The sequence below is a fragment of the Solirubrobacter ginsenosidimutans genome (assembly GCF_027587205.1).
The window spans coordinates 1-7,312 of the sequence record NZ_JAPDOD010000106.1 but is presented as its reverse complement, the minus strand read 5'-3'; the positions used below and the strand labels follow the sequence as shown (position 1 = coordinate 7,312).

Annotated in this window: 4 protein-coding genes; 2 read left to right on the top strand and 2 right to left on the bottom strand. The window is 72.0% G+C overall.

Annotated features, from left to right (window positions below; all coding sequences use genetic code 11):
- Positions 1-1,963, top strand: a 1,963-nt coding sequence (locus OM076_RS44165) for a helix-turn-helix domain-containing protein (RefSeq protein ID WP_270046658.1), incomplete at its 5' end; no start/stop codon positions are given.
- A 201-nt stretch (positions 1,964-2,164) separates the two neighbouring features.
- A complete protein-coding gene (locus OM076_RS44160) occupies positions 2,165-3,295 on the top strand; it encodes a hypothetical protein (protein WP_270046657.1) in 1,131 nt (376 codons plus the stop codon).
- A 1-nt stretch (position 3,296) separates the two neighbouring features.
- Here the strand turns inward: OM076_RS44160 and OM076_RS44155 are convergent, their stop codons facing one another.
- Positions 3,297-3,701 (bottom strand): hypothetical protein, encoded by a 405-nt coding sequence (locus OM076_RS44155; RefSeq protein ID WP_270046656.1) that lies wholly within the window; start codon positions 3,699-3,701, stop codon positions 3,297-3,299.
- A partial coding sequence (locus OM076_RS44150) for a phage tail protein (RefSeq protein ID WP_270046655.1) occupies positions 3,698-7,312 on the bottom strand: 3,615 nt, incomplete at its 5' end. The genes OM076_RS44155 and OM076_RS44150, both read right to left, overlap by 4 nt.

The following is a 7,312-nucleotide window of genomic DNA, read 5'->3' as shown; positions in this document are numbered from 1 at the left end:
CGCGGTGCGCGGCGCCGGTGCGCTCGCGCGCGAGCGGAGCGACGTCGCGGCCGCAGTGCGCGGCGCCGGTGCGCCCACGCGCGAGCGTTCCGTTGCCGCCGCCGCACTGGTGCGCGGCGCCGGCCCGTCCGCGACCGCCGCTCTCCCGGCGCCCGTCGCGGACCGCTTCGCGCACCGCCTGATCGCCTCGGCGGTCCTCTCTTCCCTGTCGCGCGGCGAGCGCGAGCGGGCGCATCGTGCGGCCGCCCAAGCGCTGCTCGCGACGGGCGACGACGACGAGCTCGTCGCCGGGCACCTGCTCGAGTCGGGTCCGCACGCCGATCCCACCGTCAGCGCCTCGCTGTCGCGCGCCGCGTTCACGGCCGCCGAGCGCGGCGAGCCGCACGCCGCCGCGGCGTATCTCGGGCGTGCGTTGCAGGAGCGGGCGGCGGGTGACGATCGCGGGCAGATGCTCGCGCAACTCGGCGCCGTGGCCTTCGATGCCGGACTCCCGGAGGCCCGCGCCCACCTGCGCGAGGCGCTGCGCGAGTACGTCGAGGGTCCGGGCCGGGTCGACGTGCTCACCCGCCTCGCGATGCTCAACCTCGTCGATGCCCGCGACGAGGATCTGGCGCGGCTGTTCGAGCGCGAGCTCACCGGCGAACCCGATCCGGACGTCCGGCTGGCGGTCGAGACCGCGGCCCTGGACGCGCTGATGATCCTCCCCGCCCGCCAAGCCGAGCGTGCGCGAAGGGTCGCGGCGATCGCCGACACCCCGACGACCGACCCGCTGCTCCAGCGCGTCGTCAAGGCCCACCGCGCGTGGGTCGGGATCGAGCAGGCCGCGCCCGACGCGGCGGCGTGCGCGGCACTCGCGCGCCGTGCCTTGGACGACGGGCTGCTGCTGGCCGAGGCCGACCGGCGCTCCGCCTACGTCATCGCCACGCGTGCGCTGGTGCTGACCGACGACGCGGACGCCGAGGCGGCGATCGCTGCGCTGCGCGATGCGGCGACGGCGCGTCGCTCCCTTCGTCTACGGACGGCCGCGGCCTGGTTCGCGGGGGAGCTCGCCCTGCGCACGGGGCGGGTCGCGGACGCCGAGAACCACGCGCGGCTCGGCCTCGACCTCGCGCCAGGCCAGCAGCTCGACATCTTCAGCGGAGGCGCGGCCGTCGTCTTCGTCGGCGCGCTCGCCGAGCGCGGGGCGTTCGCGGAAGCGCACGAGTTCCTGCGCGGACACCGGCTCGGCGGACATCTCGGCCCGGCGCTGTGGCATGTCGGCATGCGGCACGCCCGCGCGCGATTGGCACTGCTCGAGGGCGACTTCGAGCGCGCCCTCGCCGAGGCGCTCGCGGCGGGGGAGCTGCGCGAACGCCAGCGGCGCTCCAACCCCACGCTCGCCCCGTGGCGCTCGACCGCCGCGCTCGCACTCGCCCATCTCGGGCGGCGCGAGGAGGCCGCCGCGCTGGCCGACGAGGAGCTCGAGCGGGCGCGGCGCTTCGGTGCGCGGCTCCCGATCGCGCGCGCCCTGCATGCCCGCGCCGTCGCCGAGCCGGACCATGCGACGCGGATCACGCTCTGCTCGGAAGGGCTGACGCTCGCACGCGGCGCCGAGGCGGTCGCCCTGCGGCTCGAGCTCGGCAGCGCGCAGGCGTCCCTGGGCTCCCGCCGCGAAGCGCGCGAGACGCTGCGGCCCGCCCTCGCCGACGCCGACGCGGCCGGCGCGATGCTCCTCGCGCTGCGCGCCCGCCGCGAGCTGGTGGCGACGGGGCTGCGGCCGCGGCAGGCGGCGCTCGACGGCGCCGCCGCGTTGACGCCGCGCCAGCGGCAGATCTGTGAGCTGGCGTCGGCCGGGAAGGGCAATCGCGCCATCGCGCAGGAGCTGTTCCTGAGCGTCAAGACGGTCGAGACCCACCTCGCCGCGGGCTTTCGCAAGCTGGGGGTGAATGCGCGGACGGAGTTGGCGCACGGGCTTGCCGCGTAGGAGTCTGTTGAGGAATGGTCGGTCCGACCGATGTGGTGCAGCCGCCAGTGCCTCGGGCCGCCCGCGCTCGCGATGCGTGCCTCTGGCACGTGAGCAGCGTGGGTGGCTCGAGGCGCCGCGGATGTGCCGCAGCGGGCGCATCGGGATTCTTCAACAGGCTCCTACCTGGCACAGGGTGGTCCGGTATGAGAGGGTCGGCCGATGCACGGACGCGTCTCGCTGGCCACGCTCGCCGCCGCTCTGCTCCTCGCCGCACCCGCCTCCGCGGCGCTCCCCGCCGGGAACCTCGTCGTCAATCCCGGTGCCGAGGCCGCCCCCGGCGCCACCGACAGCGGGACGCAGGTGGCTCTGCCGGGGTGGACGGTCACCGGATCGCTCACCGCCGTCGCCTACGGGACGCCCGCGTTCTTGACCGCGGAGGACGCCGCCCGCCTCGGCGGCGGCGCCAACTTCTTCGCTGGCGGCCCGGACGGGAACTCCAACACGGCGTCGCAGCTGATCAACGTCAGCGGGGCGGCCCCGGAGATCGCCAAGGGCGTCACCGGCACGCTCTCCGCGCTGATCGGCGGCTACGCGAGTCAGGACGACTCGGCGACGGTCTCGGCCCAGCCGCTCGATGCGGCGGGCACCCCGATCGCCCCGGCCACCGTGCTGCCCGCCGTGACGTCGGCGGATCGCAAGGGGCTCACCGATCTGCTGCCGCGCACGGCAACGGTCTCGATCCCGCTCGACACCCGGCTGATCGCCGTCACGATCACCACGACGCGGACCGCCGGGCAGTACAACGACGGCTACGTCGACAACGTCAGCTTCAGCTTCGGCGGCTCACCGGTGGCCGGGAAGAGCGTGGGTGCGCGGCCGGTCAGCGGCACGGTGCTCGTGCGCGTTCCGGGCAGCTCGAAGTTCGCCTCGCTCGACGCGTCGGTGATCAAGAACGGCACCGAGGTCGACGCGCGCCGCGGCGTGGTCGAGATCACGCGCTCCGACGGTGGCGTCGCGAAGTTCTATGACGGCATCTTCAAGCTCAGCCAGTCCGGCGGCATCACGACGCTCACGCTGAGTGAGAAGCTCGACTGCTCCAAGCGGGCGCTGGCCGCCGCGGCGAAGCCGAAGACGCGCAGGCTGTGGGGCGACGGCAAAGGCAAGTTCCGCACCAAAGGTCAGTACAGCGCGGCGACCGTCCGCGGCACGAAATGGCTCGTCACCGACACGTGCACCACGACGGTCACGCGGGTCGCGCAGGGCACCGTGTCGGTGCGCGACGTGCGGCTCAAGAAGACGGTGATCGTGCGCCCGGGGAAGCCCTACACGGCTCGCGCCAAGCGCCGCTGAGTCACTCGTCCCAGGCGCGGAACGGCTCGCCGCGCTCGAGCGCGGTGTCGAACACGGCCAGCGCGGCGCGGCCCATCCGGGCGATCTCCGCGTTCGGGTACGCCTCGGGATACTCGTCGTCGGGCTCGGCGATCAGCGGCGAGACACCCTCGAGCTCGTCGAGCACGCGTGCGAGGAAGGCCCGGTCGCGCTTGAGCTCGTCGGGCACGAGCGGGATCTCGTCGGTGAGCGCCGTGCCGGACAGGGCGCTGAGGCGCAGCGCCGCTTCGGGGTCGAGTCGCTCGGCGAAGTCGAGCAGCAGCGACCAGTACTCGAGCGGGATCCGTACGTGACCCGCGTCGAACCATGGCGACGGGTCGATCTCGAGCGGTGCCGGCGCGTCGAAGACCTGGACGGGGCGGCTCACAGCTGGTCCTTGACCAGCTTGATCATCTCGTCCAGCAGCTGCGGGGCGGTGGAGGTCAGCTGGCGGTTGAGCGGCTGTTCCGGACCGGGCGAGACGCCGGACACGGTGACGCTGGACACGGGCGTCTTGTCGAGGTACTGGGTGCGGAAGTCGGCGAGCGGCATGCGGCCGGAAGTGTGCACGGCCTGGAGGCCCGTTGCCTTCTTCCATACGGGCGTGGCGCCGAAGTTCGCCGTGAGATAGTCGATCAGCGGCTGCCCGGAGAGCGGAGCGTCGGTGAAGTGCCCCAGGGCCTTGCGGTCCGTGCTGAAGCTGTACTTGCCCGGGTCGATCTTCGCCGAGACGACCTCGGCGACGCTGTCGGCGCCGAGCAGGACGAAGTCCATCTCCGCCTGCTTGCCGCCGACGTTGCCCTTGTCGCCGGTCGCCTGGATGTGCAGGCCGCGGACGAGCGTGAGCCCGGCCTCGGCGGCGATGGCGGCGAGCTGCGGGTGGGCGGCGGACTCGACCGCGTCGCCGACCTGCACCTTCGGCTGCTTCTTGGCCGCGGGGTCGCCGGCGATGTACTTCATCGGGTCGGCGAGGAAGACGTCCTTGTGGCCCTTTTCCTTGATCTGCCGCGCCCATTGCTGCGCGGTCTTGCGCATCTCGGCGAGTTGTTCGGGCGTGAACAGGACGCCCGGCGGCCCTTGCATCGTCGGGTTGATGACGGCCTTCGGGCGATAGCTGAACTCGCCGTCCTTCTCGAGCTCGATGCTCGTGAGCTTGTAGCGCTCCTTGATCTCGGGCAGCTTGGCGCGGACGCTGTCGACCGTCGCCTCGGGCTGGCGCATCAGCGCCTCGGTGTCGTCCGTCGCGCCCTTCAGGCGCTGTTCGCGGTCCTGCTGCTCGTCCTGCTTGGCGTCCGGCGCGTTCGGGTCCGGCTGGTCGGCGTCCTTGGTCTTGTTCTTGCCGGTGAGACGGTCCTTGAGCCCCTTCGCCTTGCCCTTGGCCCAGCCGAAGAGCTTCTTGGCGCCCTTGACCGCGCCCATGACGACGAAGTCGACGGCCTTGGAGATCGGCGCCTGCACCTTCTGGATGATCGAGTGGATCTTCTCGGAGATGCCACCGAGGCCGAGCAGGCTGGCGAGGAACGAGATGGCGAGCGGGAGCGCCTTGGCGAGGCTGCTCTCGACCTTCTCCGCGACCACGCCGATCGCGCCCTTGGCGATGGCGCCGACCGAGTCCAGGATCGAGCGCACGAAATCCATGATCTCGGCGCCACGCTCGATGATGAACATGATGACGTCGTAGATCATCTTGCACGCCTTGATGAAGGCGGCGGCCGGGTTCAGGAAGGCGATCAGCCAGGTGATGCCGGCCTTGATGACCTTCTCGATGATGAAGGTCTTGATCCCACCGATGACGATCTCTTCGAGGTCGCCGACCTTGTCCTTGATCCACTTCCACAGGCCGGGGATGCCCTCGGTCACGAGCATCTTGAAGACGTCGACCGTCTGCTCGAGGCGGGCCATGACCTTCTCGCCGACGAGCTTGACCACGCGGGCGCGGATCTGGCGGTAGGTGAGGCCGAGGACCTGCATCACGAGGTCGAAGATCCCCGCGATGTCGAAGCTCTTCGGGAGCTGGATGCCGGCCCGGCCGATCGCGCCGAAGAGCCAGCCCATCAGGCCCTCTTGCAGGTGGGCGCCGATGTTGCCGACGAAGCGGTTCAGGCCCGCCTTGATGCCGTCGACCAGCTTGCCGAGGAAGCCGATCGGGTCGGCGATGATGTCGCCGATCACGTCCGCGGCCTTCGCGAGGACGCCCAGCAGCATGTTCTTGAGCTGGATGATCGTCTTGATCACGCCCGCGACCGCGTCGATCGCCTTGTCGACCAGGCCCCGGTTGGCGGCCTTCATCTCGTCGATGCGGGCGTCGAGCTGGTCGCGCGATTCGACGTACTTGCGCGCGAGCGTGTCGACGAGCTCGGACTGCTTGGAGTCCACCTCGGCGGTCAGCTGCTCGAACTGACCGTCGAGCTTTGACTCGGCCTCCTTGCCGACCTTCTGCAGGTCCTGCGGGAGCTGGGCGACGTACTTGGCGATCTCGCCCTTGCCCTGCGTGATGCGGGCGCGGGCGGCGGTCAGGCCGGCGCCCACCACGTCGGCCACCTTGCCGATGACCGTGTCCATGTCGGCCAGGTACTGGGTCTTGCCCTCGGCGTAGAACACGTTGACCTCTGAGGGCATGCCGAGGAGCTTGTCCTTGAGCCAGCGGGCGCCGCCGAGGATGCCGTCGTAGCGGTCGTCCTTGTAGGCGTCCATGCGCTTGCCGACGTAGTCCTCGAAGCGCTTGCGTGCCGCGGCCTCACCCGACGTGAACGCCTGGTCCACCTTGCCGTCGAGCTCGCCGAGCGTCTTCGTGACGTCGGTCTTGGTCTTCTCGTAGATGCCCTGGATGTCCGAGGCGACCTTGGCCCGCTTGGCCTCGTCCTCGGTCTTGGCGCCCTGCTTGTGGCCGAGCGCCTGCTGGAACGCCTGCCCGCGCGCGCCGTGCATCTGCGCCAGGCCCTGGGACTCCATCCCGGCGGCGTCGCCCTTGGCCTTGCCGAGCACGCCCTGCTCCTGCTTGCGGTAGTCCGCGGGCGCCTTGTCCGAGTGCTCCTTGGCGGTGTCGCGGGCGTCGAGCGCGCTGTTGAACGTCGGCTCGTTGGACTTGTGGATCTGCTCGTCCGTGACCTCCGCGTCGGCCATCTGCTTGTCGATCTCGTTCGGGCCGCCGGAAAGGTCCGTGGTCGCGGGCGGAACGGGGGCGGGCATCGCGTTCGCGGCGCCGACCGTGGACGTGGCGCTGCCCACCGGCTCGTTGGTCATCGGCTCGACCTGCTTGGGCTTCGCCTTGGACGCGTCGGGTGCGGCGACGGTCGCGTCCTTGATGTCCTTCTGCGACTCGTCCTTGCCCTTGCCCACCAGGCCGGAGACCTGCCCCTTGACCTGGTTGGCGCCGCCGTCCTTGAAGTCGTCGGCCTCCTCGAGGTTCTTGGGCGCCGAGTTGTCGACCGCCTGCTTGACCGCCTGGATGAACGCCGCCCGGTCGAACGCCCCAGGCTCCTTCGTCGCCATCTCGTCGACCTGCGCGGCCTGCGCCTGGGAGGAGAGATCGTTGGCCGGCGGCACCGCCGCCGCCTGCGCGGACGCCGCCCCGGCGCTCGCGGGCGCATGCTGTTTGGACCCACCGGCCGCGGCCTGCGACTTGCCCTTCATGGCCTGGAACGCCGGGTCCGCGTGCGGGTCCTTGTTGATCGCAGGCCCGGCCGCGGCGCCGCCGGACGCCCCAGCGCCGGCACTCGCGGCCTTGCCCTCCGGTCCCGCCGCAGCACCGACACCGGCACCGCCACCCGCAGCGCCCTTGCCGTCCGGGCCGGCAGCGGCCTTGCCCGCCGCGCCGCCCTTCACGTCCGGACCGGCCGCGGCACCGCCGCCGGCCGCACCACCACGCTTCGCCGCCGCGCCCGCGCCAGCCGCCCCCGACGCACCAGCACCCGCCGAGCCGCCACCCTTGGCCTCCGGCCCGGCGGCAGCGCTCGCCCCGGCGCCGGCCGAACCGGCCGCGCCCTGAGCGACCGCGCC

What these genes read in the sequence shown, in the direction of transcription:
- OM076_RS44160 (WP_270046657.1), top strand. Translation starts at nt 2,165, where the DNA reads ATGCACGGACGCGTCTCGCTGGCCACGCTCGCCGCCGCTCTGCTCCTC.